Source organism: Parvibaculum sp. (assembly GCF_039680535.1).
GTDB lineage: Bacteria > Pseudomonadota > Alphaproteobacteria > Parvibaculales > Parvibaculaceae > Parvibaculum.
On sequence record NZ_JBDKSS010000014.1, the window covers coordinates 194946 to 219076 of the forward strand.

The 24131-nt window shown below is 62.3% G+C and carries 26 protein-coding genes; 9 read left to right on the forward strand and 17 right to left on the reverse strand.

Annotated elements, in window-relative coordinates; translation table 11 throughout:
• Positions 1-4: 4 nt before the first annotated feature.
• From ribH to glyA, 6 genes are all read right to left on the reverse strand, one after another.
• A complete protein-coding gene (gene ribH / locus ABFC66_RS11565) occupies positions 5-463 on the reverse strand; it encodes a 6,7-dimethyl-8-ribityllumazine synthase (RefSeq protein ID WP_346741109.1) in 459 nt (152 codons plus the stop codon).
• Entirely contained in the window at positions 460-1611 is a 1152-nt protein-coding gene (ribB, locus tag ABFC66_RS11570; protein WP_346741110.1) for a 3,4-dihydroxy-2-butanone-4-phosphate synthase, read from the reverse strand. The genes ribH and ribB overlap by 4 nt, the downstream gene beginning before the upstream one ends.
• A gap of 5 nt (positions 1612-1616) precedes the next feature.
• Positions 1617-2240 (reverse strand): riboflavin synthase, encoded by a 624-nt coding sequence (locus tag ABFC66_RS11575; RefSeq protein WP_346741111.1) that lies wholly within the window; start codon positions 2238-2240, stop codon positions 1617-1619.
• Positions 2241-3359, reverse strand: a complete 1119-nt coding sequence (gene ribD / locus ABFC66_RS11580; RefSeq protein WP_346741112.1) for a bifunctional diaminohydroxyphosphoribosylaminopyrimidine deaminase/5-amino-6-(5-phosphoribosylamino)uracil reductase RibD — start codon at positions 3357-3359, stop codon at positions 2241-2243.
• Positions 3360-3394: 35 nt separating this feature from the next.
• Positions 3395-3874, reverse strand: a complete 480-nt coding sequence (gene nrdR, locus ABFC66_RS11585; protein ID WP_346741113.1) for a transcriptional regulator NrdR — start codon at positions 3872-3874, stop codon at positions 3395-3397.
• A gap of 76 nt (positions 3875-3950) precedes the next feature.
• Positions 3951-5267 carry a serine hydroxymethyltransferase gene (gene glyA / locus ABFC66_RS11590; RefSeq protein ID WP_346741114.1) on the reverse strand — a complete coding sequence of 439 codons (1317 nt, stop codon included), beginning with the start codon at positions 5265-5267 and terminating at the stop codon, positions 3951-3953.
• Between the two features lie 457 nt (positions 5268-5724).
• On the opposite strand from glyA, the gene ABFC66_RS11595 reads away from it, so the two are divergent.
• Positions 5725-6174: a MucR family transcriptional regulator gene (locus ABFC66_RS11595; protein WP_346741115.1), complete on the forward strand. Its 450-nt coding sequence runs from the start codon at positions 5725-5727 to the stop codon at positions 6172-6174.
• A 22-nt stretch (positions 6175-6196) separates the two neighbouring features.
• On the opposite strand, the gene ABFC66_RS11600 is transcribed toward ABFC66_RS11595, so the two are convergent.
• The 5 genes from ABFC66_RS11600 to ABFC66_RS11620 form a co-directional block, all read right to left on the reverse strand.
• A complete protein-coding gene (locus ABFC66_RS11600; RefSeq protein WP_346741116.1) occupies positions 6197-6481 on the reverse strand; it encodes a hypothetical protein in 285 nt (94 codons plus the stop codon).
• Positions 6471-7682: a 5-aminolevulinate synthase gene (gene hemA, locus ABFC66_RS11605; protein WP_346741117.1), complete on the reverse strand. Its 1212-nt coding sequence runs from the start codon at positions 7680-7682 to the stop codon at positions 6471-6473. Before hemA ends, ABFC66_RS11600 begins: the two co-directional genes overlap by 11 nt.
• A gap of 171 nt (positions 7683-7853) precedes the next feature.
• Positions 7854-8639, reverse strand: coding sequence for a glycerophosphodiester phosphodiesterase (locus ABFC66_RS11610; protein WP_346741118.1), 786 nt, complete (start codon positions 8637-8639; stop codon positions 7854-7856).
• A gap of 48 nt (positions 8640-8687) precedes the next feature.
• Complete coding sequence (locus ABFC66_RS11615) at positions 8688-9938, reverse strand: L,D-transpeptidase family protein (protein WP_346741119.1); 1251 nt, start codon at positions 9936-9938, stop codon at positions 8688-8690.
• Positions 9939-10063: 125 nt separating this feature from the next.
• On the reverse strand, positions 10064-10570 hold the full coding sequence (locus tag ABFC66_RS11620) for a winged helix DNA-binding protein (RefSeq protein WP_346741197.1): 507 nt from the start codon (positions 10568-10570) through the stop codon (positions 10064-10066).
• A 231-nt stretch (positions 10571-10801) separates the two neighbouring features.
• On the opposite strand from ABFC66_RS11620, the gene hemB reads away from it, so the two are divergent.
• Positions 10802-11812: a porphobilinogen synthase gene (hemB, locus tag ABFC66_RS11625; protein ID WP_346741120.1), complete on the forward strand. Its 1011-nt coding sequence runs from the start codon at positions 10802-10804 to the stop codon at positions 11810-11812.
• A 171-nt stretch (positions 11813-11983) separates the two neighbouring features.
• Entirely contained in the window at positions 11984-13024 is a 1041-nt protein-coding gene (locus ABFC66_RS11630; protein ID WP_346741121.1) for a 2-oxoglutarate and iron-dependent oxygenase domain-containing protein, read from the forward strand.
• A gap of 6 nt (positions 13025-13030) precedes the next feature.
• Here the strand turns inward: ABFC66_RS11630 and ABFC66_RS11635 are convergent, their stop codons facing one another.
• The 4 genes from ABFC66_RS11635 to ABFC66_RS11650 form a co-directional block, all read right to left on the reverse strand.
• Positions 13031-13486 carry a helix-turn-helix domain-containing protein gene (locus ABFC66_RS11635; protein ID WP_346741122.1) on the reverse strand — a complete coding sequence of 152 codons (456 nt, stop codon included), beginning with the start codon at positions 13484-13486 and terminating at the stop codon, positions 13031-13033.
• Between the two features lie 94 nt (positions 13487-13580).
• A complete protein-coding gene (locus ABFC66_RS11640; RefSeq protein WP_346741123.1) occupies positions 13581-14723 on the reverse strand; it encodes a type III PLP-dependent enzyme in 1143 nt (380 codons plus the stop codon).
• Positions 14724-14747: 24 nt separating this feature from the next.
• On the reverse strand, positions 14748-15617 hold the full coding sequence (locus ABFC66_RS11645; protein WP_346741124.1) for an NAD(P)-dependent oxidoreductase: 870 nt from the start codon (positions 15615-15617) through the stop codon (positions 14748-14750).
• A gap of 106 nt (positions 15618-15723) precedes the next feature.
• On the reverse strand, positions 15724-16518 hold the full coding sequence (locus ABFC66_RS11650) for a hypothetical protein (protein WP_346741125.1): 795 nt from the start codon (positions 16516-16518) through the stop codon (positions 15724-15726).
• A 309-nt stretch (positions 16519-16827) separates the two neighbouring features.
• Here ABFC66_RS11650 and ABFC66_RS11655 point away from each other — a divergent pair, with 309 nt between their 5' ends.
• Positions 16828-17322, forward strand: a complete 495-nt coding sequence (locus ABFC66_RS11655) for a MarR family winged helix-turn-helix transcriptional regulator (protein ID WP_346741126.1) — start codon at positions 16828-16830, stop codon at positions 17320-17322.
• Here the strand turns inward: ABFC66_RS11655 and ABFC66_RS11660 are convergent.
• Positions 17295-17786 (reverse strand): flavin reductase family protein, encoded by a 492-nt coding sequence (locus tag ABFC66_RS11660; RefSeq protein ID WP_346741127.1) that lies wholly within the window; start codon positions 17784-17786, stop codon positions 17295-17297. The two genes, ABFC66_RS11655 and ABFC66_RS11660, sit on opposite strands and share 28 nt — an antisense overlap.
• A gap of 241 nt (positions 17787-18027) precedes the next feature.
• Between ABFC66_RS11660 and motA the strand changes: the two genes are divergently transcribed.
• The 5 genes from motA (at position 18028) to ABFC66_RS11685 (ending at position 21759) form a co-directional block, all read left to right on the forward strand.
• The gene (gene motA, locus ABFC66_RS11665) at positions 18028-18894 is read left to right on the forward strand and encodes a flagellar motor stator protein MotA (protein WP_346741128.1); all 867 of its coding nucleotides are present in this window, start codon (positions 18028-18030) and stop codon (positions 18892-18894) included.
• 26 nt (positions 18895-18920) lie between these two features.
• Positions 18921-19871, forward strand: coding sequence for a flagellar motor protein MotB (locus tag ABFC66_RS11670; protein ID WP_346741129.1), 951 nt, complete (start codon positions 18921-18923; stop codon positions 19869-19871).
• 73 nt (positions 19872-19944) lie between these two features.
• Positions 19945-20427, forward strand: coding sequence for an RDD family protein (locus ABFC66_RS11675; RefSeq protein ID WP_346741130.1), 483 nt, complete (start codon positions 19945-19947; stop codon positions 20425-20427).
• A gap of 75 nt (positions 20428-20502) precedes the next feature.
• On the forward strand, positions 20503-21243 hold the full coding sequence (locus ABFC66_RS11680) for an arginyltransferase (protein WP_346741131.1): 741 nt from the start codon (positions 20503-20505) through the stop codon (positions 21241-21243).
• A gap of 33 nt (positions 21244-21276) precedes the next feature.
• Positions 21277-21759: a hypothetical protein gene (locus ABFC66_RS11685; protein ID WP_346741132.1), complete on the forward strand. Its 483-nt coding sequence runs from the start codon at positions 21277-21279 to the stop codon at positions 21757-21759.
• Positions 21760-21813: 54 nt separating this feature from the next.
• Here the strand turns inward: ABFC66_RS11685 and parC are convergent, their stop codons facing one another.
• Positions 21814-24063: a DNA topoisomerase IV subunit A gene (gene parC, locus ABFC66_RS11690; RefSeq protein WP_346741133.1), complete on the reverse strand. Its 2250-nt coding sequence runs from the start codon at positions 24061-24063 to the stop codon at positions 21814-21816.
• Positions 24064-24131: the final 68 nt, after the last annotated feature.

Consider the following 24131-nt stretch of genomic DNA (forward strand, 5'->3'; position numbering starts at 1 on the left):
TTGGTCATGCGCCCAGTTTACGCTTGAGATCGATCATATCGAGGCAGGCCCGCGCAGCGCCGCCGCCCTTGTTCTTTTCGGTCACCCGGACGCGGGCCAGCGCCTGCGCCTCGTTCTCCACGGTCTGGATTCCGTTGCCAAGCGCCAGAGAGCGTTCGACCGACAGGTCCATCAGCGCGCGCGCCGACTCGTTGGAAACGATATCATAATGCGTGGTCTCGCCGCGAATGACGCAACCGAGCACGACGAAGCCGTCGATCCGGCGCGACGCCGCGCCATGTGCCATCGCGTCGAGCGCGAATTTGACCGCCGCCGGAATCTCGAGAACACCCGGCACGGACACCCGCTCCCAGGTCGCGCCGCGCGCTTCGATTTCCGCGACCGCTCCGCGCGCCAGCTCGTCCGCGAGATGTTCGTAGAAGCGTGCCTCGATGATGAGGATATGAGCCTTGGTCGTCGTCAAGATGCGGACTCCTTCGCCTTCTTATCGCTCTGTCCGCGCTTTGCGGGGCTGATCGGCCTCTGGCCGACGATCTTCAGACCATAGCCGTCGAGGCCGACGATGCTGCGATCAGTGTCGGAAAGAAGGATCATGTCGTGAACGCCGAGGTCTAGCAGGATCTGCGCGCCGACGCCATATTCGCGCAGACGGCGCGGCATGCGCTGCTCGATATTCTCGCCCTTGCGGAGCAGAAGATCCGACACCACGGTCGCAGTCGTGTCGCGGATCAGCACGATGACGCCACGCCCCTCCTCCGAAATGATGTCCATCGCATCCTTCAGCAGATCCGAACGTCCGCCGGAAGCGCCGAGAATGTCGTCGAACACGTTCATCGCGTGCATACGCACCAGAACGGGCTCCGGCGTCGAGATGTCGCCCTTCACCAGCGCAATGTGCTCCGCATATTCGACGGTGTTCAGATAGACCATCATCTTGAAATCGCCGCCGAACTTGCTCTCAAGCTCGGTCTCGATGGCGCGATGGATGAAGTGGTCGTAGCGGCGGCGATAGGAGATCAGATCGGCGATGGTCGCGATCTTGAGCCCGTGAAGCTGGGCGAACTGCACCAGATCGGGCAGGCGCGCCATGGTGCCGTCGTCATTCATGATTTCGCAGATGACGCCCGCCGGATAGAGACCGGCGAGGCGCGCGATGTCGACGGCAGCCTCGGTATGGCCGGCGCGGACGAGCACGCCGCCATCCTTGGCGACCAGCGGAAAGACGTGGCCGGGCGACACGATGTCGTTCTGGCCCTTGGTCGGATCGATGGCGACCGAAACCGTATGCGCGCGGTCATGCGCCGAAATGCCGGTCGAGATGCCTTCGCGCGCTTCGATGGAGACGGTGAAGGCCGTCTGGTTGCGCGACTGGTTGTTCGACGACATGAACTGCAGGTTGAGCTGCTTCGCACGGTCGTTCGTGAGCGAAAGGCAGATCAGGCCGCGGCCATATTTCGCCATGAAGTTGACGGCTTCAGGCGTACACATCTGGGCCGGGATGACGAGATCGCCTTCGTTTTCACGATCCTCGGCATCGACAAGAATGAACATCTTGCCGTTGCGGGCATCCTCGATCACCTCTTCGATGGGCGACAGGTATTCCTTGTACACGGGTGTCAGTCCTTTTCTGCGAGCCGGGCCACATACCGCGCCAGCATGTCGATTTCAAGATTTACGGAATTTCCGGCCTTTGCCTGCCCCCAGGTGGTGACGGCCTGGGTGTGGGGGATGATGTTGACGCCGAAACGCGCCCTCTTCTCCCCTTTCACCTCGACGTCTTCCACTTCATTCACGGTGAGCGACGTACCGTCGATCGTCACCGAGCCCTTGGGTGCAATGAATCTACGCAAGGCGGCAGGCGCCTCGAAGGTGAAGCGCATGGAATCCCCTTCCGGCTTCATGTCGACGATCGTGCCGACGCCATCGACATGACCGCTGACGATATGACCGCCAAGTTCGTCGCCTGCCTTGAGCGCGCGTTCGAGATTGATGGGCGTTCCCGCCTTCCAGCTTCCAAGCGTGGTGCAGCCGAGCGTCTCGGCCGAGGCATCGACGGCGAACCAGTTGCGCTCCTCGCCACGGCCCTTTTCGATCACCGTCAGGCAGCAGCCCGAACAGGCGATGGATGCGCCAAGCGCAATCGTGTCGGGGTCGTAGCTCGTCTCGATGACGAAGCGCGTGTCGCCGCGCGTTTCGACGGACTTGATCCGCCCGACATCGGTAATGATACCCGTGAACATTCAGCCTCGCATCACGTAGCTGGAAAGAGTGTCCGCGCCAAGATTGACGGTTCGCGTCAAGGTCATGGCCGGAGCCTGGTCGAGCAGCTCGACGCCGAAAGGCGCAATGCCCGAATAGCCGTCGCCGCCGACGATGCGAGCCGCGCGGAACCATTCGACGCGGTCGACGAGATGCGCCGCGAGGAGCGAGGCCGCAAGCCGCGCACCACCCTCGACCAGCAACCGCGTCACGCCGCGTTCGGCAAGACGCCGCATCGCTGCCTTCATGTCCATCAAGCCATCCGCACCCTGCGGGATATCGAAGAGTTCCGCGCCACAATCGGCAAACGCCGCACACCGCGCAGAGTCGCCGCCGGGGAGCGTAAGTATCCAGAGCGGGATCTTCTTGGCGTCGCGCACCAGCTTCGAGGTCAGCGGAAGGCGCAGGCGTCCATCCGCAACGATCCGCACGGGCGACTGACCTTCGAGGCCCGGCAAGCGGCAGGTGAGTTCCGGATCGTCGACAATCGCCGTGGCGCTGCCGACCATGATCGCGTCATGTGTCGCGCGCAGATAATGGCCGCGCGCGCGGGCGCCCTCGCCCGTGATCCAGCGGCTCTGGCCGCCATGCGTCGCCGTCTTGCCGTCGGCGGAGGTGGCAAGCTTCAGCGTCACCAGCGGACGCTCTTCAGTGATCTTCAGGAAGAAGCCCTGGTTGATCTCGCGCGCCTCGGCTTCGCATACATCCTCGACCACTTCGATGCCTGCCTTGCGGAGCATGTCGTAGCCCTTGCCCGCAACACGGGGGTCCGGGTCGGAGACGGCGCCGACGACGCGGGCAATGCCGGCGGCGATCAGCGCTTCAGCGCAGGGCGGGGTCTTGCCGTGGTGAGCGCAGGGTTCGAGCGTGACATAGGCCGTGGCGCCGCGAGCGGCCTCACCGGCGCGGATCAGCGCCTCGGTCTCGGCATGGGGCCTGCCGCCCTTCTGGGTCCAGCCGCGCCCCACCACGATGCCGTCCTTGACGATGACGCAGCCGACCGCCGGATTGGGCGCAACAGTGCCGAGCCCACGAGCCGCGAGGCTGAGCGCCATCTTCATGAAATCGGTATCTGTCGCCTTGTTCGAGGCTTTCGCCATCTCGCATCCCAATCTGTCTGTTGGGGCGAGATCGGTCAGCGGTCGTCGTCGACCTCGTCCCGGCCCGGGCCGCTCAGTTCGCCCAGAAACTCCTCGAAATCCTTCGCCTCGTGGAAATTCTTGTAGACCGAAGCGAAGCGGACATATGCGACGGCGTCGATGGAGCTGAGCCCCTCCATCACGAGCCGTCCGACAACTGCGGACGGAATCTCGCTTTCGCCCATGCTCTCGAGCCGGCGCACAATGCCGCTCACCATACGCTCCACGCGCTCCTGCTCAACTGGGCGTTTGCGCATCGCGATTTGCACGGAACGCATGAGTTTGTCGCGATCGAAGGGAACCCTGCGGCCGCTGGCCTTGATAATGGTCAGTTCGCGCAGCTGCACCCGCTCGAATGTGGTGAAGCGGCCGCCGCAAGCCGTGCAAAAGCGCCGCCTCCGAATAGAGGTATTGTCCTCGGTCGGACGCGAGTCCTTGACCTGCGTATCTTCATTTCCGCAATACGGACAACGCATCCCCTCAGACCCCCGCCTTTTTCATCCAACAGACCTCAAATCGCCGCTATGGATGGCCCTATTTCGGGCCGCCCCCCTACTTCGGACCACCGTAAATCGGGAACCGCTTGCAAAGGCCCAGCACCCGCTCGCGCACCGATGCCTCGACCTGAGCGTTCTCCTCTTCGCCATTCTGCGCGAGGCCCGTCAGGACCTCCGTGATGAGCTCGCCGACCAGCTGGAACTCGGCCACGCCGAAGCCGCGCGTCGTGCCAGCAGGCGTTCCGAGGCGCACGCCAGAAGTGATGGTCGGCTTCTCGGGATCGAAAGGAATGCCGTTCTTGTTGCAGGTGATGCCGGCCCGCTCCAGCGCCGCCTCGGCAACCTTGCCGGTGAGCTTCTTGGGGCGCAGATCGACGAGCATCAGATGCGTGTCCGTGCCGCCCGAGACGATGGCAAAGCCCGCTTCCGCCAGCGTCGCGGCGAGCGCACGCGCATTATCGACGACCGACTGCGCATAAAGCTTGAAGCCCGGACGCAGCGCCTCACCGAAGGCGACCGCCTTGCCCGCGATCACATGCATCAGCGGGCCGCCCTGAATGCCGGGGAAAATCGCCGAATTGATCTTCTTGCCGATATCTTCGTTGTTCGAAAGGATCATGCCGCCGCGCGGACCGCGCAGCGTCTTGTGCGTCGTCGTGGTGACCACATCGGCATAAGGCAGCGGGCTCGGATGGACGCCGCCGGCGACAAGGCCCGCGAAATGCGCCATGTCGACCATGAGCAGCGCGCCGACGCTATCGGCGATGGCGCGGAACGCCTTGAAGTCGATGATGCGCGGATAGGCCGAACCGCCCGCAATGATGAGCTTAGGCTGGTGCTTCTTCGCCAGATCCTCGACCTCGTTGAGATCGATCTGATGATCCTGCTGGCGGACGCCATACTGCACGGCGTTGAACCACTTGCCCGACTGGTTGGGCGCGGCGCCATGCGTGAGATGGCCGCCTGCCGCGAGGCTCATGCCCAGGATCGTCTCGCCCGGCTTCAGCAGCGCCATCATCACGCCCTGGTTCGCCTGCGAGCCCGAATTGGGCTGCACGTTCACGAAGGCGCAGTCGAAGAGTTTCTTCGCGCGCTCGATGGCAAGATTTTCGGCGATGTCGACGAATTCGCAGCCGCCATAGTAGCGGCGACCGGGATAACCCTCGGCGTATTTGTTCGTCATGATCGAGCCCTGCGCTTCAAGCACAGCGCGCGACACGATGTTTTCCGACGCGATCAACTCGATCTGGGTCTGCTGCCGGTCGAGCTCCAGCTCAATGGCCCGCAGAATATCCGGATCGCTCTCCGCAAGGCTGTCGTTGAAGAAACCGGCAGGTGCTGCCTGCCCAGTTGCCGCATTGCTCGATGACATCGATAGAACCTTGCTCGCCGGAGATTATTGAACCAGACGGTTGTTCGGATCGCCCGACCCGGTAGCCCCAATACTGGACACCGAGCCTGGAGGCGCTTTCCGCCCCGCCTCTGGGCGCGTGATACCACATATCGCCCCGCGAAGCCAACGCGCCACACGATCAATGGCCCGCCTGCGTCGTCTCCCCCCGTGCCGGATCGCGCCAGCGCAAGAACCGCCGGACCATCCGCGGCAAAACACGGCGACGGCCAGATCTTCATCCATTTCTACTCAAATTGATGGAGCGATTATTATACTTTTACCTGCTTACAGTTCCATTTCTAGTAGTCCTAACTATCAAACGGGCGGCGCGCGACCTTGATTTCTACAGTCAACACGCGATAAAACGATTCTACTACTCTGCACTGGGATTCGGTCGGTCGTACCGACCACAGCCGAAAGAAAAGGCAGCCGAACGATGAGCGACAGCAAGACCAGGATCGATGTGTCCTCCATGGGGCTGCTGGGCCTCGCGAGCGACATCGTCGCCGCCTATCTGACCAGGAATTCGGTTCCGGCAAACGATCTGCCGGGCTTGATCCGCACCGTGCACACGACCCTGCAGGAGCTGGAGCAAGGCAAGGGACCCGGCTCGACCCAGGAACTGACGCCCGCCGTGCCGGTCAAGAAGTCGGTAGCGCCCGACTACATCGTCTGCCTGGAAGACGGCAAGAAGCTGAAGATGCTGAAGCGATATCTTCGCTCGCAATACGGCATGTCGCCGGAGGATTATCGCGCCCGGTGGAATCTTCCGCTCGACTATCCGATGGTCGCGCCGAACTATGCGGCGCAGCGTTCGCGGCTTGCAAAGCAGATCGGTCTCGGCCGCGCAGGGGCTCCGGGCACCCGCGCCCGCAAACGCAAGTAACTCCAGCCTCGTCGCCATCTCTCTAGACGAGGATTCCGCCCCCGGAGTTCTTCGGCGGCTGAACTGTGCCGCCGCCCTCGGCCTCGCGCGATATTCGCTGCTTCAGTTTCCCGAGGGCGAGCCGCTCGAGATCGCGCTGGGCGGCGCTGACGGGACCGATCACCGATGCCTCTGCGCCGGTCGCACAGTCAACCGCCGTCACCCGCACACTGGCGCCGAGCAACGTATGTTCGAAAATCACTTCACGGGGATCGCCCGGCTGAACGCCGGGCGTCGAGGGCCGGCCGGATTTGCCGTCAGGCGGCACGCCGGATTTTCCGCCGCGTCCAGACCTGATCGAGGGCCCGGACGAGATCGTCCATCATTTCGTCGGTATGGACCGGGCAAGGCGTGAAGCGCAGCCGCTCCGTACCACGCGGCACTGTCGGATAGTTGATCGGCTGCACATAGATATCGTGATCGTTCAGCAGGTCGTCAGTCACCTGCTTGCAGATGACCGGATCGCCGACCATCACCGGCACGATATGGCTCTCGCACATCATCACGGGAAGACCCGCGGCGGCGAGTTTGGCGCGCAGCGTCGCAGCGCGTTCCTGATGCTGTTCGCGCTCCACATTGCTCGCCTTGAGGTGACGCACAGAGGCGAGAACGCCCGCAACGAGCACCGGCGCAAGCGACGTCGAGAAGATGAAGCCCGGCGCATAGGAGCGCACGACATCGACCAGCACCGACGAACCGGCAATGTAGCCGCCCATGACGCCGAAGCCCTTGGCCAGCGTGCCTTCGATGATATCGACCTTGTCGAGCACGCCGTCGCGCTCGGCAATGCCGCCGCCGCGCGGGCCGTAAAGGCCGACCGCATGCACTTCGTCGAGATAGGTCAGCGCACCATATTTATGCGCGAGATCGCAAATCTCGCCGATCGGCGCAATGTCGCCATCCATCGAATAAACCGACTCGAAGGCCACGATCTTCGGCTGCTCGGGATCGATATCCTTCAACAGCTGTTCGAGATGCGCGAGGTCGTTGTGCTTCCAGAGACGCTTCGGACCGCCGCCGCGCTTGATGCCCTCGATCATGGAAGCGTGATTCATCGCGTCGGAGATGATGACGCAATCGCCGAGAATGCGCGCCAGCGTGGAAAGCGTCGCGTCGTTCGCAGCATAGCCTGAGGTGAAAAGAAGCGAGGCTTCCTTCTGGTGAAGGTCGGCAAGCTCGGCTTCGAGGTCGACATGGTAATGCGTGGTGCCGGAGATGTTCCGTGTGCCGCCCGAACCTGCGCCGCATTCGTCGATGGCGTGGTGCATGGCATCGAGCACCACCGGATGCTGGCCCATGCCCAGATAGTCGTTGGAGCACCAGACGATGATCTCACGCGCGCCTTCGGCCGTGTGAAACGTCGCGCGGGGAAAATCGCCGCGATGGCGGAGGATATCCGCAAAGACGCGGTAGCGGCCTTCGTCCTTCACGGAGCGGAGCGCGTCGGCAAGCTTGGTCTGATAATCCATGGCCGTAACCCTGTTCTTACTTCGGCCTTCGCAACGGCAAAAAACTGGCCTCAGGACCGCTGCCGCTGCCGCCGCCTTGTGCCCCATTTAGTAACACAAATTATCGTTCAGAGGCAGCGGTGCGCTGCCGCGAATTGTCGCATTAACTTCATTGCGGCAACATCAGGGTTATTACGAGGTCCAAAGCCCTCTTTCAACAAGAACCGCTTTGAGAACCGCAGGCCGGTCGGTCATGAGCCCGTCGACGCCAAGGTCGATCAGGCGGTTCATGTCCGCCGGATCGTCGATGGTCCAGACATGGACCTGAAGCCCCAATTCATGTGCCCGCGCGATCAGCGTCCCGTCCGCGAGGGGAATGCCGTGATTGCTGACGGGGATCTGGGCGCAGCCCCCGGCGAACGGCCCCCAGAGGAAGCCCGCCGCGCCGCTCCAGCTCGAGAGCCTGAGGCGTAACGTGTCCATGCGGCCAAGGCCGGTGCATAGCCGCGGCCCCACGGCCTCCCTGATGGCGCGTGTGCGGCCGCCGGAAAAGGAGGTGACGCAGACACGGTCGATCACGCCGCTCGCCTTCAACACGCGAACGAGCGGCGCCACGGCATTGTCGCGCTTGGGGTCGATGTTGATGCGAAGCTCCGGCCAGGCGAGCAGCAATTCCTCCAGCCTCGGGATCGGTTCCCGGCCGCCGACACGGGCCTTGGCCACGTCGGCATAGTCCATTTCGGCGATGATGCCCTCGCGGTCGGTCACCCGGTCGAGTTCGTCGTCGTGGAAAGCCAGCAGCACGCCGTCGCGCGTCGCATGGACGTCCGTTTCGACATAGCGGTAGCCGAGATCGACCGCTCCCTGGAATGCCGGCATGGTGTTTTCCGGCCAGTCGCCCGCGCCGCCGCGATGGGCAAAGGCGAGAACGCCCTCGTTCTCCAGATAAGGAAATTTAGCAGGCCGTCCTGACGACATTCCCCCTCCAATGACCCGTCCACCCGGTGAGTCGGCATCAAGTCTAGACTAATCGGGAAGCGCGCTCTCTTTCGCGTCGCGGCGATAGACATCGCTGCGGAAGTTCACCACGCCGTCGCTGCTCACCCAGGCGGTCAGATAGAGCATGTGGATCGGCACAGGCGCCGAGAGCGCCGCATCCAGAGGCTCGCCGCCGGAAATGGCCGCATCGATTCGGGCGCGGTTCCAGTTCCCCGTTCCGGCGAGAAGCCATGCGGCGAGGTCGCGGACACCCTCCACCCGGACGCAGCCAGAACTGAAATTGCGCTCGCCCCGGCTGAACAGCGATTTCACAGGCGTGTCATGGAGATAGACGGAGTAAGGATTGGGGAAGTTGATCTTCACCGTTCCCAGTGAATTGAGCCTGCTTGGGTCCTGACGCAGCCTGTAGCGCGACGTGACAGAGGGCGACGACCAGTCGACCCTGGTAGCGCTCACCTCCTGCTCCGCGCCATCCGACCATTTCAGCACGCGAATGCCCATGCGTTCGAGAAAGCGCGGATCGGCCTTGATCTTCGGCAGCAGGTCCTTCACCGCAATCGACTGCGGGACATTCCAATAGGGGTTGAGCGTGACGGACTCGATGCGGCTGGAATATTCCGGCGTCTGACGATCTTCCTTGCCGACGATGACGCGCTTGCGCAGCACGACGCGGCCATTCTCGACTGCTTCGACCTCCTGCCCTGCGATATTGACGAAGACATATCGCCTGGCGAGCTTCGCCGTGACCTTGTTAAGGCGTTGAAGATTGACCTCAAGTTGGCGGAGGCGCGCCGCGACGGGCACGTTCATTGCCGCGACCGTTGCGTGATCCGCAAGTCCGTTGGGCCGCAGCCCATGCCGCATCTGAAAATGACGCAACCCCTCGGCAAGGCGCTGATCGAACAGGTGCAGGTCGCCGCTGGCCTCCACCATGTCGCCCGTCGCGATGAGATGCTTGCGGATCAGCGCCACCCGGTCGTCGCGAACGCCCTCTTCAAGCGGTTCACCATCGGGAATGCGCCCCCAGCCGCCCTGCCTGGCGATCTGCTCATACGATGCGATGGCCCGGAGGATAGGCTCGAAGCCCCGATCGCCGAGGGTCGGAATGCTCGATTGAGCCCCGGTCTGCTCCGCGGCCTCCCGCGCGGCGGGAGGCGCCCATGGGTCGATCCATTGCTGCTCGCCCGCCCCCGAGGCGGCGGCAGGCGTCGCAGCCACGGCGAGGAGCGCCAGCAGCCCCAAACGGCGCCAGAGCGCGGCTCTTCCGGACGACCTCACCTTTCGCTGCTCCTGTAAACCATATTGGCCGGAATGCGCGGCTTTGGGACATTCGGAGCCCCAAAATGACTGCAGCGCGCCTTTGGGAGGGCGCGCTGCAAGAGCCGTGCTGAACCTGCCGGTCTTCAGAGGCGGTAGCGGATCTGGTCCGTCCAGAAGCGTTCGAGCTTGTGGAGCGTCGAATTGATGAGCTTCAGTTCGGCGATGCTGATGTCGCCCACCTCGGCGACCGAGCGGCAATGCTTGTTGTAAAGCTCGTCGATGGATTTGCAGATGGCGCGGCCCTTGTCGGTCAGGCGGACACGCACCGAGCGGCGGTCCATCCGCGAACGCTGGTGGCTGATATAGCCGGCCTCGACGAGCTTCTTGAGGTTATAGGAGACATTGGAGCCGAGATAATGGCCGCGTGTGCGCAGCTCGCCGGCCGTCATTTCCGCGTCGCCAATATTGAAGAGCAACAGGGCCTGGACACTGTTGATCTCCGAGCAGCCGACCCGATCCAGTTCGTCCTTGATCACATCGAGAAGGCGGCGATGCAGACGCTCCACATAGGTGAGCGCCTCCAGATAGGCGGGCTTGGCCGCCATATTGTCATTGGGCGCGATCGCAATGCTCGCCTGGGTCGTCGTCATAGCCATGGATTTGGCCTCTCAACAGCAACTAAATTTTCGATGGGGCCACAAATTGCCCCGTTAAGGACCAAACATATCCAGCCGCGTCCTAACGACTGGTTTAAGCCTTCTCCAAAATGACCAAAAAATTCGCCCATATAGACCCTAGTGCCTATATGTGCTCTTGCGCCGCAACATTGCCCACCGAGCAGGCTTGTCGAGGCGGAGGTTACGGCGGTATGAGTTTCGGCCATGAAAACATCGCCTCGCCCCACCGCCGCCTTTCCCGCCATCCGCATGCGCCGCAACCGCAAGGCGGACTGGTCACGCCGCCTCGTCTCCGAGAACAGCCTCTCGGCGAACGACCTGATCTGGCCGCTCTTCCTCGTCGAAGGCACGTCGAAGCGCGAGGCCATCCCCTCGATGCCCGGCGTCGAGCGGCTCTCGGTCGATGAGACGGTCCGCGCGGCGGAAGAAGCGGTCTCGCTCGGCATTCCAGTGATCGCCCTCTTCCCGCATACGCCGATGGAAAAGCGCGACCCTCAGGGCTCCCTCGCCCTCGACCCGGACAATCTGGTCTGCCAGGCGACGCGGGCGATCAAGAAGGCCTTCCCGCAGATCGGCGTGCTCTGCGACGCGGCGCTCGACCCCTTCACCAGCCATGGCCATGACGGGCTCATGGATGGCGACCGCATTCTCAACGACGAGACGGTCGAGGCGCTGATCAGGCAGTCGCTCGTTCAGGTGGAAGCCGGCTGCGACATCATCGCGCCCTCCGACATGATGGACGGGCGCATCGGCGCAATTCGCACCGCGCTCGAAAATGCCGGACATACCGACACGCAGATCATGTCCTATGCGGCGAAATACGCGTCGGCCTTCTACGGCCCGTTCCGCGATGCCATCGGCTCGTCGGGCGCGCTCAAGGGCGACAAGCGCACCTATCAGATGGACCCCGCCAATACTGACGAGGCATTGCGCGAGGTCGCACTCGACATCGCCGAGGGTGCTGACATGGTCATGGTGAAGCCGGGCATGCCCTATCTCGACGTACTCCACCGCGTGAAGCAGGAATTCGGCCTGCCGACTTTCGCCTATCAGGTGTCGGGCGAATACGCGATGCTGGCCGGCGCCATCCAGAACGGCTGGCTCGATCGCGACCGCGTGATTCTCGAAAGCCTGCTGGCCTTCAAGCGGGCCGGCGCGGACGGCGTGCTGACCTATTTCGCTCCCGCCGCCGCAAGGCTTCTCCAGCAGCGCTGAACGCAAAAAGCCGCGCCCAAGTCTTGGTCATATTGACGAGCGATCTGCCCGCTTTGCGGCAGATATGCGCGAAGCTGCGCTTGCAAATGGCGGCTTCGTTCAGCCTCGCCCCTTGCATGCAATTTGCATCGCATCGCCCGATTTTCAATCAGGCATATGCGAGGCAGTCCAATGAATATCGTGCAGACGGGCAACGGCATCAGGAATTTCAAGGACACCGGGCTCGCCGCGCGCAAGGTCGACTTCACCGAAATCCCGCAGATCGACTTCGGCCCGATGTCCAGCAACGATATCGCCGATCGCCTGAGAGTCGCCGCGGAGCTCAAGGACGCCTGCACCAATGTCGGCTTTTTCTACCTCAAGAACCATGGCGTGCCTCAGCATGTGATCGACGCAACCTTCGATGCAGCAAGGCGCTTCTTCGCCACGCCCTTCGAAGAAAAGATGCGCGTTCATATCAGCCACTCGAAGAACCATCGCGGCTACGGCCCGCTGCTTGAGGAAAACACCGACCCGACCGCGAAAGGCGATCTGCATGAAGCATTCGACCTGTCGCTCGACATTCCCGCGGACGACGCGGAAGTCCTCGCCGGGCATACTCTGCATGGACCGAATGTCTGGCCGGAAGACCTGCCGAATTTTCGCGAACCTCTGACGCGCTATTACGATGAGATGATCCTGCTCGGCCGTCGCATCTTCCAGGCCTTCGCGCTCGCGCTGGAACTCGACGAGAATTTCTTTGCGCCAAAAATCACGCGCCCCGGAAGCTCGATGCGCGTTCTCTATTACCCGCCGCAGGAAGGCGCGATTGACGAGAAGCAGATCGGCATCGGCGCGCATTCCGACTACGAGTGCTTCACCATCCTGGCGCAGGGCGGCGACATCGAAGCCCTGCAGGTGCTGAATGCGAGCGGAGACTGGATTTCGGCGCCGCCGATTCCCGGTGCCTTTGTGGTCAATATCGGCGACCAGATGGCCCGCTGGTCGAACGATCTCTTCAAGTCGACGCTCCATCGCGTCATCAATCGGAGCGGACGCGAGCGCTATTCGATTCCGTTCTTCTATGGCTGCGACTATGCAACCGTGCTGACGCCGCTGCCGAACTGCGTCGACGACGAACACCCCGCGAAATACGAGCCGGTAACGGCCTATGAATATGTTTCGGGGCGCTTCGCGGAAACCTATGGCTATTTCAGGAAAGAAGAATCCTGAGCCTGCTCAATTCAGACCGGCGAGCCGCAGCGACGCCATGCCGTGAAGCAGCGCAAGGCCGCCGGCCTCATCGACAAGCTCGGCAATATGCGCGACTTCCTCTCGGCGCTTCAGTGCTGAATCGCGGTCGCCAAGCGTGCCGAACATCAGCGTGTAGCGCCCCTGGAAATCGCCTGCAAAAGTGAGAAACGCGTCGCGCCGCGCGCGCGCTCCATTTGCGTTTTCCAGATCCGCGATCAGCATTTCGAAACCTTCGAGAGCAACCGCGCCAAGAAGCGCGTCCAGATTTGCGAAGTGCCGATAGGGCGCGGCTTCCGATACGCCCGCCCGCCGCGCCGCCGCGCGAAGGGTCAGCGCTTCAGGACCGCGAATGTCGATCAACGTCATCGCAGCCTCGAGCAGCGCATGGCGAAGATCGCCGTGATGATAGTGGGTTTTCTGTCCTCTCAGCCTCGGCCGCATCTCCGCGTTCCTCATTTGTCCGCAGGAAGCATGTTCTCGTTGTTAACATATATCAAATGTATAATTAAAGAACGCCGAGAGAACGTATGACATCTCAAGGACTGTTCTGATGTCCGTCGATCAGGACGACAGTGTCCGTGTAGAAACCATTGAATGCGGTCTGCATGCCAATCGAGTAAGCCCCCATGCGCCGAAACTCGATCCAGTCGCCTTCGGCAATTTCCTCGGGCAATTCGAATTCGACCCGGAAAACATCGAGACTGTCGCAAGTCGGACCGAATATCCGGAAACTCTTCTCCTCTCCCGCGACCCGGACGCATTTCCCCTCGCTGCGTCTCAATGCGCGAATCGGTGGCTTGAGCGGCCCAAGCTGAATCTCGGCGAGGCATCCGTAAATGCCGTCATTGATGTAGAGATCGCGCCCCTTGCGAAGCTGAACCTGCGCAAGCACCGAGCACCCATCCGCGACGAGCGCGCGGCCCGGTTCCGCATATAGCGGCATATCGAGCTTCAATTCGTCGCGTGCCGACTTGATGACCGAGAAGAAGGCGCCGATCGGCGGAACGGGGTCGCCATATTCCGCCGGATAGCCGCCGCCGATATCGAGATATTCGATCGGGACATTGGCGCGTTGTGCAATCGCCACCGCCTCCGCCATCGCGACGCGATAGGCTTCTAGGTCCGGGCACTGGCTGCCGACATGAAAGGCGATGGCCGTCCGCGAACCGCGCCTGTTCGCTTCCTGCAAAAGCGCAACCGCGTCATCGGGCGACGCGCCGAACTTGGACGAGAGATTGTAGACGGCCGCACCTTTCGGCGTGGCGATGCGAACCTCAATCGTGATGTCGGTGCCGACGACGTCGTGAACCTTGTTCAACTCGTCCATGTGATCGACCACATAATGACCAAGCCCATAGACATCCCGCGCGCCATCCAGCGCCCCGCGACTCTTCACCGGATGATTGAAATAGCAATGTGCATCCGGGAACAGTTCGGAGATCTTGGCGATCTCGGGCAACGACGCCGTATCGAAATGCCGGATGCCTGCCTGATAGAGCGCCCGCAACACATGCGGTTCGGGATTGCATTTGACGGCGTAAAGAACGGTGCCCGGGAAGCCTTCAAGGAACGCCCTCGCGCGATCCTTGAGAATTTCGGGAAAGACCATGAACACGGGATAGGACGGGTTCAGCCGCTCGATGACCTCGGCGACGGAGCGAAACCTGGTCTCTTTCACGTGTTGGTCCTTTCCTTCAGCGTCTCACTTCTGCAGACGCGCGATGAGGCTCGACGTATCCCAGCGATTGCCGCCCATCTTCTGAACTTCGGAATAGAACTGGTCGACCAGCGCGGTCACGGGAAGATGCGCCCCGTTCACCCGCGCCTCGCTCAGGCAGATGGCCAGATCCTTGCGCATCCAGTCCACCGCGAAGCCGTGATTGAACTCGCCAGCGATCATCGTCTTGTAGCGGTTTTCCATTTGCCAGGATTGCGCCGCTCCCTTCGAGATGACGTCGATCACGGCTTCGGGATCGAGCCCCGCTTTCATCGCGAAATGGATGCCTTCCGACAGCGCCTCGACAAGACCGGCGATGCAGATCTGATTGACCATCTTGGTGAGTTGACCGGCGCCTGCGGGGCCCATGAGTCGCACCGCGCGGGCATAGACCGCGATAACCGGTTCCGCCGCATCAAAGGACGACTGCTCGCCCCCGACCATGACAGTCAGAACGCCGTTCTGCGCCCCCGCCTGCCCACCCGATACCGGCGCATCGAGGAAGCCGAGGCCGCGTTCCAGCGCGACCGCGTCGAGCTCACGGGCAAGCTCGGCCGAGGCCGTGGTGTGATCCACGAAAATCGCGCCGGATTCCATTGCGCCAAAGGCGCCTTCGGGGCCCGTCGCCACCGCACGCACATCGTCGTCATTTCCGACGCAGGCGAAAACAAGGCGCGCGCCCTTCGCCGCATCGGCGGGTGTCGCGGCGGCTCGCCCCCCATGCTCGGAAGTCCATCGCTCGGCCTTTTCGGCGGTCCGGTTATAGACGGTCACATCGTGACCGGCCTTGGCCAAATGCCCCGCCATGGGATAGCCCATGACGCCCAGCCCCAGGAACGCTACCTTATCCGCCATATCGCCTCGCCTTGCCTGCAATCACCACCTTGCATGGGCTTTTTAGCAGGCAGGGGCCGAAAAATCCAATCGGGCCATGAGGCACATTATTCTGTGGACTGATCGTCTATTTGACTTCGCCCTCTGCGGCGATGCGCCCGCTCTTGCACAGCGTCGAGGATTCGGAACCGCAGTCGGCATAATAAAGGCGGACGACCGGCCCCTCCGCCGTGAGGTCGTAACAATCCTTCGTTCCGTAGTTGATGATGTCCGACCGGTGGCACCAGCGGTCGCCCTCAATCCACCACCGTCCCTCGCCGCTTTCGCTGCGCGTCGAGGAATACTGGCTGTGATAGGTCTGAAAGTAATAATGCGTCAGCGTCACCTTGCTGGACCCGTCCGCGTGAAGCGCAATCACCGTGTTGATGAGACGGTTGCTTCCCTGCTGGTCGAGCCGGCCCATTTCGAGGTGAAACTCCCGTCCCCCCATGCGGGTGCGAATGTCGTTCCCGGTCAGCGCTACGCCCTTGTGCGGCGGCACCGGATCGAGAACGTCGGCGGCTGGCGGAACCGGCATGATCCCGGCACCCGTGAGACCTTCCTTTGGCTGCTCCACCGGCTTCTCGATAACCTTCTGCGGCTTCGGACGGGCGGCCTTGCGCACCACTTTTGGCTTCGGCTGCGGCTTGGGTTCGACCTTGGGCGGCGGAGGCAGTTCCTTCGGCTTCGGCACGGGGAAGATCGTGATGTCGACGAGACGCTGCGCCTGCGGCAGCAGTTCATCTTCGGACGTCACGATGAAATAGACCGGCACATGCACGAGCAGTGCAAACACCAGCCCAAGATACCTGAGGCGGCTGCGATTGGTGCGCACCCAGTTCTGCCCGGAAAACGCCGCGCCGCTCGAATCGATCGAAACCATAGCCGCGCCATGCGCCGCAGGAGCAGCGCAACCTCCCTCTCTGGCCGGGACTGGCTGACTGGGAAACGACGGCCCCTCCCCGGAACCCCGCCTCCCTCGCGAGTTTTTCTATCGCGAAAGCGTCCCATTTAGTAATTTGATATTACGAAACCACCGGGGAGGCGACGCGTCAAGCGGCGACTGGCATCCGGCAAGAATTTAAAACCGGCAGGATAATGCCGCATGATCCGAATACGGATTTATTGGGGGAGATAAGTCGATTTGGAGAAGAACAGAGGAGATGGCGGCCGCAGTCCGGGTAGTGCGCTTTTGCACGAAGAACTGGACCTCCGCCTGTCACCGCAACACTTCCTGCACCTCATCACCGAAGTGGGCACCCTGCTCGCGCGCCTCTACGACCGGCGCAGCGGGCTGAGCCGCAACCAGACTCAGATCATCACGTCGCTGCTGCAAAACGATGGGCAGACCCAGACCGATCTCGCTCACGATCTTCAGATCCACAAGGTCTCCATCGGCATTTATATAACCGAGCTGGAAGAGATGGGGCTCGTGGAGCGCCGTGCGCATCCGACCGACCGCCGCGCCAAATGCATCTACCTGACGCCGCTGCTTCATGCGCACAAGCATCTCGGCGTGGCCCATTACGCGGACGTTCACAACATTGCGATCGAGGGCATCGAACGGCAGGACTACCTGACCATGCTCGATTGCATCGCGCTCATGCGGGGTAACCTCGTCGGCGCGGATGAAAAGGACCGCGCCGAAGGCCGTGTGGCTCAGGGCGTGCCTTCGGCAAGACCCTGATAGCTGCCACGGTGATAGAGCAGTGGGCGGCCGTCTTCCGAATATTCGAAGTGGAGGACGCGGCCGATGAAGATGATGTGGTCGCCGCCCTCGTGCCGCGTCTCGATGCTGCATTCGAAGTGCGCCAGCGCCTCCTCGAGCGCCGGGCAGCCATTGAAGGCACCGGTGCGGAGCGCCAAGCCCTCCAGGCTGTGATCGCCCTGCTTTGCCAGACGATTGGAAATGTCGCGGTGGTCCTCCCGCAGCACGTTCACCGTGAACCCTGAGACCTGCTCGAAGATCGGCAGCGTGTCCGACTTGCGGTCGAGGCTCCAGAGCACCAGCGGCGGATCGAGGGAGACGGACGAAAAGGAATTCACCGTGATCCCGATCGGGGGACGGCCTTCGAGCTGGGTCGTGATCACCGCCACGCCGGTCGTGAAGCAACCCAGCGCATTACGGAACTTGCGAGTGTCGTGCGTCATTTGGGGCGATCTTCTCCCTGTGCCAACCCTCCGGGACGGCCGCTTGGCGCGGCTTTTGTCCACCGGTCAATCGGTTAAATCCCAGTAAATCCGGCCGTGCAACCCGTAGCCGGCGCAAATCCGCGGTTTTTTCTGCAAGACCTCCCGATTAAACCGCCTGTTAATCGCAAGCCCACAGAATGCCCGAGTTGGGGTCCGATAACCCCATCGTGGGGTCTATCAATAGAGAGTATCAGGCGCGATGAAGCTGCTCATCGGCATGTTCGTTGTTCTGGCCAGCGTCTTTGGCGGTTATCTCGCCAACGGCGGGCACATTGCCGTGCTCTTCCAGCCATTCGAACTTCTCATCATTCTCGGCGCGGCCTTGGGCGGCTTCATCATCGGCAATCCACCGGCGGTGCTCAAAGCCATGGGTGGCATGTTCGGCACGCTTTTCAGGGGATCGCGTTACGACAAGTCTGCCTATCTGGAGTTGCTCGGACTTCAGTTCACGCTGTTCAAGCTCGCCAAGAGCAAGGGCAACCTCGCGCTCGAAGCGCATATCGAGAACCCGTCCGATTCCGCGATCTTCGCGCAGTTTCCCCGTTTCTCCTCGGACCACCACGCGGTCGAATTCATGTGCGACTACCTGCGCATGATCACGCTCGGCACAGAAAATGCCCATGAGCTCGAAGCGCTGATGGACGAGGAACTCGAAACTCATCATCAGGAACGCGAGCGCATCGTGATGAGCCTCCAGTCGCTGGCCGACGGCACGCCGGCGCTCGGCATCGTCGCCGCGGTGCTCGGCGTCATCCACACCATGGGATCGATCACGGAGCCGCCGGAAGTTCTCGGCCATCTGATCGGCGGCGCCCTTGTCGGTACATTCCTCGGCGTTCTCTGCGCCTATGGCTTCTTCAGCCCGATGGCGCAGTCGCTGCGCAACATCTACGAATCCGAAGATAAATATTATCTCTCCATGAAGGCCGGCCTTCTGGCGCATATGTCGGGCTACGCACCCGCCGTCTCCATCGAGTTCGCCCGCAAGGCGCTCATGTCGGACGTTCGCCCCACCTTCCTCGAAGTCGAGCAGTCAACGGCCAATCTGCAACCCGCGGCGGGCTGAATGCCCGCTCGTAATCGGAGGCCAGGATGGCCGCGTCGAACGAACAGCCGATCATCATCAAGCGGGTCAAGAAGCAGGCGCATGCCCATCATGGCGGCGCATGGAAAATCGCCTATGCCGACTTCGTGACGGCGATGATGGCCTTCTTCCTGCTGATGTGGCTGATCAGCATGACGACGCCGGAACAGAAGCAGGGCCTCGCCGACTACTTCGCGCCCGCAAGCGTGAGCCGCTCGACCAGCGGCGCCGGCGGCGTCCTCGGCGGCACGGCCTTCGAGCTCGAAGGCGCGCGCATGGCGGGCTCCGCCCCGCGCGTGGTCATGACCATCTCGACGCCCGCCGCGCCAAAGAGCTCCGAGACAAACGACAAGCGCACGGCCAGCGCGTCGAACGGCACGATGGAATCGACCAACTCCGCACAGGCTTCGTCCAGCCAGACGACATCCAACGCCGCCACCGCAGAGGCCAATTCGCGCGACGAGCAAAACTTCCGCAGCGCCGCCGAAAGCCTGCGCCAGGCGATGCAGAACGATCCGGATCTCGCCGAGCTGTCGAAGAATGTCATCATCGACGAGACGCCCGAGGGTCTTCGCGTCCAGATCGTCGATCAGGATGGTCGCTCGATGTTTCCCTCCGGCCTGGCCGAGCCCTATGAGCGGACGAGGAAGCTGATCGACGCGGTCGCCAGGATCGTCATGAAGCTCCCCAATCGGATCAGCATTTCCGGCCACACGGACTCCACGCCGTTCACCGGGACGCCGGGTTACGGCAACTGGGAGCTGACCTCCGACCGCGCCAATGCCGCGCGGCGGATCATGGCCCGGCAGGGCCTTCCCGGCGACCGCATCTATCAGGTCGTGGGCAAGGCGGATTCGGAGCCCCTCTTCCCCGAAGATCCGCACATGGCGGCAAACCGCCGTCTGTCGATCGTGCTGCTACGCGAAGCGCCTGCGGTCCCCGCCGACTTCAAGCCCTGAACGAAACGGCCTTGCGAAGGCTCTCGACCGCACCTATCTCAAGTTGCGCGGCGGAACAGGGAGCGAAAGGCCGATGAGCAACGAAGACAGTCTGGTCAGGCTGGAGCCCGCCCAAACCGGCGGTTACGCCTGGCCGAAGGGCACCTTCGACGGGATCATCGCCGCCCGGGCTCTCGCCTATATCGCCGATCTTCTGGTGCTGCTCGTCATCATCACCGCCGCCATCATCGTCTTCGGCATTCTGGGAATTCTGACCTTCGGCCTTCTCTGGCCGGGGGCGGCGCTCACGCCGCTCATCACCCTCGCCTATTTCGTCCTGAGCCTCGGCGGCGCCCACTCGGCCACGCCCGGAATGCGCTGGCAGGGTATCGAATTGAGGACATGGGACGGCAGGCGGCCCGGCTATATCCAGGCCGCGCTGCAAACCATCCTCTTCTATGTGAGCGTTGGCATAAGCTGGGCCGTGGTGCTCATCGTTCCCTTCTTCAATGAACGCCGCCGGGGCCTGCACGATTTCCTCTGCGGCACCCTGGTCGTCCATCGCGGCGCGATCTGAAGGCTCGTCATCGGGCGCCTTCCCCATTATCCTCTGCCCGTTGGATCAGACATCGGCACGCAGGACGATTGGGACGTGACAGAACATTTCGGCAACCGTTTTCCGCAGTTCTACATCACGACGCCACAGCCTTGCCCATATCTTCCCGGCCGCTACGAGAAGAAGGTCTTCACCCACCTGCTTGGCGAAAATGCCGTCGCGCTGAACAATGTGCTCACGCAATCGGGCTTTCGCCGCAGCCAGAACATCGCCTATCGCCCGGCCTGCGACGGCTGCTCGGCCTGCGTTTCGGTGCGGATCATCGTGGACGAGTTCGAGCCCAATCGCAGTTTCCGCCGCGTGCTTGCGCGCAATGAAGATATCGAGGGCGTGGAAATGCCGGCCCGTGCGACGGCGGAGCAATATTCTCTGCTGCGCGCCTATCTCGACGCCCGCCACGCCGAGGGCGGCATGGCCGACATGACCTCGCATGACTACGTGTCCATGATCGAGGACACGAATGTCCGGACCTCCGTCATCGAGTATCGCTCGACGACGGGCCTCAATCAGGAAAAGCCCCCGCTCATCGCCGCCGCGCTGACCGACACGCTCGAAGACGGGCTCTCCATGGTCTACAGCTTCTTCGACACGACGGCTGAAGAACGCAGCCTCGGCACCTTCATGGTTCTCGACCACATAAGACGCGCGAGGCAAATGGGCCTGCCCTTCATCTATCTCGGCTACTGGGTCGCCGACTGCCGCAAGATGGCCTACAAGATGCGCTACCGTCCGCTGGAAGCATTGGGCATGAACGGCTGGGAACGCCAACCCGCCTGATCCCGCAAAAACAGAAGAAACACCGGAGCCGAGATGACCAACCCCAGAACGCCGTCCGATCTCGGAAAGCGCATGATCAACATGTCCTTCGCGATGCTCGCAGCGGTCGGGGTCATCGTCTATTTCATCTACACAGGCGCCGTGAAGCCCGACGAACCCGTCACGCTCACGGTGACGACGGAGCAACCCGAGGCATCCGTCGCCGGCAAGCCCATCAATGTCGATGTGACCGTCCGCCTCGAAAACAATACGAAAGAGACGCAGGCCCTGACCGCCGCCACGCAATGCGATGTGTTCCGCTGGTTCCTGACCGACGACAAGAAGGAATTCGTGCAGTCGCAGGCCGATGACAAGGTTTGCGCGCAGGTCACGGTTTCAACGGCGCTGGCCGCACGCCACATCATGACCGAGAAGTTCCCGATCGAACTCGACCCGAAGCGTGTTCATCCCGGCGACTACCGCATCTTCATCCGCTATTGGGGACACGAGACCGACGCCACCATAACCATCCGCTGAAATGCAAACGGCCCGGCAACAAACCGGGCCGTTTTCTTTTTGCGCACCGGCGTATCAGGCAGCGCCGAAATCACCGCCGAACTTGTAACCGGAGGGATAGCCCTTGGGCGGCAGGCGTCCCGCCTGCGCGCGCTGGCCGAGCCATTCCTTGAGATCGGTGAAAAGCCGCGCCCGATCGGAACGGTCGTAGACCGTCAGCCCCTCCTTCAAGTGGAAGCACTTGATATCGCCAAGGCCGCCATCCTTGTATTTCTGGAGGCGCACGCCCTTGCCGCGCGTCATCTCGTTGACCTCGGCAAGCGGGAAGAGCAGCAGCTTGCGGTTCTCGCCCATCACAGCGACATGATCGCCCTTCACCACGGCGCAGACGACCGCTTCGTCAGTACCCGACACATTGAGCACCTGCTTGCCGGCGCGGCGCATCGCGATCACCTCGTCTTCCGGCACGATGAAGCCGTTGCCCTCATGCGAGGCGACGAGCAGCTTGCGGCCCGGCTGATGCACGAAGAGCGCAACGATCTCGCGCCCTTCTTCCATGTCGATCAGCAACCGCACCGGCTCGCCATGCCCACGCCCGCCCGGCAGTTTGTCGGCGGCGAGCGTGAAAAAGCGCCCATCCGTCGCAAAGAGGATCAGCTTGTCGGTCGTCTCGGCATGGATGACGAAACGCGCGCTGTCGCCTTCCTTGTATTTGATGTCGGCATCGGCGGCGAGATGCCCTTTCATGGAGCGTATCCAGCCCTTGGCCGAGCAGACGACCGTGATCGGCTCGCGCTCGATGATCGATTCCGGCGGCACATAGGTTACGGCGGGCGGGTTCGAGAATGTCGAACGGCGGCGGCCAAGAGCGGTCTTCGGACCGAAGGTCGCTTTCACTTCCTTGATCTCGTCCGCAATTTTCGCCCATTGCGCGTCTTCGGACTTGAGTAGGCCCTTCAGCGCCTTCTGCTCGGCGGAGAGTTCCTTGTGCTCGGTGCGGATCTCCATCTCCTCGAGCTTGCGCAAGCTGCGCAGGCGCATGTTGAGGATCGCTTCCGCCTGATTGTCCGTGAGCTTGAAGGCCTTCATCAACTCGGCCTTGGGCTCGTCCTCCTCACGGATGATGCGGATCACCTCGTCGAGGTTGAGATAGGCGATCAGATAGCCTTCGAGCGCTTCGAGGCGCTTGGCGATCTTGTCGAGGCGGAAGGCCGAGCGGCGCTGCAGAACCACCTGGCGATGGTCGAGCCACGCCTTGAGCGCGTCGCGAAGGCTCATGACGCCGGGCACCTGCCCCGCCGACAGCACATTCATGTTGAGCGGGAAGCGCGACTCGAGTTCGGTCGAACGGAAGAGCGACTCCATGAGGTGATCGGCTTCAACCGTCTTGCTCTTCGGCACGAGCACGACGCGGATTTCTTCCGCTGACTCGTCGCGAACGTCTTCCAGCAGCGGCAGCTTCTTGGCCATCAGAAGCTCGGCGAGCTTCTCGATCAGCTTCGACTTCTGCACCTGATAGGGAATTTCCGTGACGACGATCTGCCACATGCCGCGCGGCAGTTCCTCGATCTCCCAGCGCGCGCGCACGCGGAAGCCGCCGCGCCCCGTCGCATAGGCCTCCGCAATCGACTCCCGGCTTTCGACGATGATACCGCCCGTCGGAAAATCGGGGCCGGGGACGAATTCGATGAGCTTCTCGGTCCGCGCATTGGGATGCTTGATGAGATGGAGCGCGGCGTCGCAAAGCTCGCCGGCGTTATGCGGCGGAATGGAGGTTGCCATGCCGACCGCGATGCCCGCCGATCCATTCGCCAGCAGGTTCGGGAAGGCGCCGGGAAGGACCATCGGTTCCTTCTCGCTGCCGTCATAGGTCTCGCGAAAATCGACCGTGTCCTCGTCGATGCCGTCGAGCAGCAACGCCGCCACCTCAGTGAGGCGCGCTTCCGTGTAACGCATGGCGGCCGCGCCATCGCCGTCGACATTGCCGAAATTGCCCTGGCCGTCGACCAGCTGGTAGCGGACCGAGAAATCCTGCGCGAGGCGCACCAGCGCGTCATAGACCGACTGGTCGCCATGCGGGTGATACTTGCCGATAACGTCGCCGACGACGCGGGCCGATTTCTTGAAGCCCGAACCCGGATCGAGCTTCAACTGCCGCATGGCATAGAGCACGCGCCGGTGAACAGGCTTCAACCCGTCGCGCACATCCGGCAGCGCGCGATGCATGATGGTCGAGAGCGCATAGGCCAGATAACGCTCTTCCAGCGCCTCGCGCAGGTTGATGACGTGTTCCGGTCCCTCGGGCGGTGGGGCTAGTTTGCTCATATCGGACTTCCAGTCGGCTCGGGCCGGTCTCTTCGGGGTTCGTGATTCTCCGGCAACCCTTCCGGATT

What these genes read in the sequence shown, in the direction of transcription:
- ABFC66_RS11575 (WP_346741111.1), bottom strand. Translation starts at nt 2,240, where the DNA reads ATGTTCACGGGTATCATTACCGATGTCGGGCGGATCAAGTCCGTCGAA.
- ribD (WP_346741112.1), bottom strand. Translation starts at nt 3,359, where the DNA reads ATGGCGAAAGCCTCGAACAAGGCGACAGATACCGATTTCATGAAGATG.
- nrdR (WP_346741113.1), bottom strand. Translation starts at nt 3,874, where the DNA reads ATGCGTTGTCCGTATTGCGGAAATGAAGATACGCAGGTCAAGGACTCG.
- glyA (WP_346741114.1), bottom strand. Translation starts at nt 5,267, where the DNA reads ATGTCATCGAGCAATGCGGCAACTGGGCAGGCAGCACCTGCCGGTTTC.
- ABFC66_RS11595 (WP_346741115.1), top strand. Translation starts at nt 5,725, where the DNA reads ATGAGCGACAGCAAGACCAGGATCGATGTGTCCTCCATGGGGCTGCTG.
- hemA (WP_346741117.1), bottom strand. Translation starts at nt 7,682, where the DNA reads ATGGATTATCAGACCAAGCTTGCCGACGCGCTCCGCTCCGTGAAGGAC.
- ABFC66_RS11610 (WP_346741118.1), bottom strand. Translation starts at nt 8,639, where the DNA reads ATGTCGTCAGGACGGCCTGCTAAATTTCCTTATCTGGAGAACGAGGGC.
- ABFC66_RS11620 (WP_346741197.1), bottom strand. Translation starts at nt 10,570, where the DNA reads ATGACGACGACCCAGGCGAGCATTGCGATCGCGCCCAATGACAATATG.
- hemB (WP_346741120.1), top strand. Translation starts at nt 10,802, where the DNA reads ATGAAAACATCGCCTCGCCCCACCGCCGCCTTTCCCGCCATCCGCATG.
- ABFC66_RS11630 (WP_346741121.1), top strand. Translation starts at nt 11,984, where the DNA reads ATGAATATCGTGCAGACGGGCAACGGCATCAGGAATTTCAAGGACACC.
- ABFC66_RS11635 (WP_346741122.1), bottom strand. Translation starts at nt 13,486, where the DNA reads ATGCGGCCGAGGCTGAGAGGACAGAAAACCCACTATCATCACGGCGAT.
- ABFC66_RS11645 (WP_346741124.1), bottom strand. Translation starts at nt 15,617, where the DNA reads ATGGCGGATAAGGTAGCGTTCCTGGGGCTGGGCGTCATGGGCTATCCC.
- ABFC66_RS11650 (WP_346741125.1), bottom strand. Translation starts at nt 16,518, where the DNA reads ATGGTTTCGATCGATTCGAGCGGCGCGGCGTTTTCCGGGCAGAACTGG.
- ABFC66_RS11660 (WP_346741127.1), bottom strand. Translation starts at nt 17,786, where the DNA reads ATGACGCACGACACTCGCAAGTTCCGTAATGCGCTGGGTTGCTTCACG.
- motA (WP_346741128.1), top strand. Translation starts at nt 18,028, where the DNA reads ATGAAGCTGCTCATCGGCATGTTCGTTGTTCTGGCCAGCGTCTTTGGC.
- ABFC66_RS11670 (WP_346741129.1), top strand. Translation starts at nt 18,921, where the DNA reads ATGGCCGCGTCGAACGAACAGCCGATCATCATCAAGCGGGTCAAGAAG.
- ABFC66_RS11675 (WP_346741130.1), top strand. Translation starts at nt 19,945, where the DNA reads ATGAGCAACGAAGACAGTCTGGTCAGGCTGGAGCCCGCCCAAACCGGC.
- ABFC66_RS11685 (WP_346741132.1), top strand. Translation starts at nt 21,277, where the DNA reads ATGACCAACCCCAGAACGCCGTCCGATCTCGGAAAGCGCATGATCAAC.
- parC (WP_346741133.1), bottom strand. Translation starts at nt 24,063, where the DNA reads ATGAGCAAACTAGCCCCACCGCCCGAGGGACCGGAACACGTCATCAAC.